Raw genomic sequence first — 838 nt, 5'->3', positions numbered from 1 at the left:
CTAAGAAGAATGGTCATACCCATTATGGTAAGCAGAATTATTTTTGTCATAACTGCCAACGACAATTTGTAGAAGGTGGTCAAGATTGGTTTGTCAGCGATTCAGATAAATTACTGATAAACAGACTTTTATTAGAACGCATATCACTCTCTGGTATTTGTCGAGTGTGTGATGTGAGTCAGCAATGGCTGTTAAATTATATAAAAGAATTGTATAGTAATTTGCCTGATGATTTGAATGCTGACTTAAGCTTGCCTGATATTGAGTCATATTTAGCTAATATAATGGAAGAGGAAATAGGAAGAATAAGGGCTATAAAAAAAATTCAATTGTACTACAAGAGTACATTCAAGTAACTGATAATGAAACACTTACAGGAGAAGTAGTCTGTCAAAACTACTTAGCTGACATAGAAACAAACGATTTATTAGTGAATGAATTATACAGTAAAGAACGTGGAGTACGAGTAGAATATTATGGTATTCAATTGGACGAAATGTGGACTTTCGTAGGAAATAGGGAGAATAAACAGTGGCTTTGGCTGGCTCTTAACCCTATCAATAGACAGATAATAGCGTTCCATATAGGTGGACGTTCAGCCAAAGATGCAAACTTATTTTATGAAAAGATACCTGCTGTTTTCAAAAATCATACTGGCTTCTTTTCTGACTATTGGCAGGCTTACGTTAAAGTTTTTGAAAATGAGAACCATTTCGGCGTGGGAAAAGATAGCGGTTTAACTGCTTATATTGAGCGTTTTAATGGAACATTAAGGCAAAGAGCATCCAGATTAGTTAGGAAAGCTTTAAGTTTTTCTAAGTCTTTGGAAAATCATGTA

At 34.5% G+C, this 838-nt stretch carries 2 protein-coding genes; both read left to right on the top strand.

The features are described 5' to 3' along the window. Positions 1-356: IS1/IS1595 family N-terminal zinc-binding domain-containing protein (locus IEX65_RS27975; RefSeq protein ID WP_445447106.1), on the top strand; the 356-nt coding region annotated here is incomplete at its 5' end. Positions 357-430: 74 nt separating this feature from the next. Next, positions 431-838, top strand: a 408-nt coding sequence (locus IEX65_RS27970) for an IS1 family transposase (protein WP_188771720.1), incomplete at its 3' end; no start/stop codon positions are given.

It is taken from the genome of Emticicia aquatilis, assembly GCF_014644295.1.
GTDB lineage: Bacteria > Bacteroidota > Bacteroidia > Cytophagales > Spirosomataceae > Emticicia > Emticicia aquatilis.
This window is presented reverse-complemented; position numbering and strand designations above follow the sequence as displayed.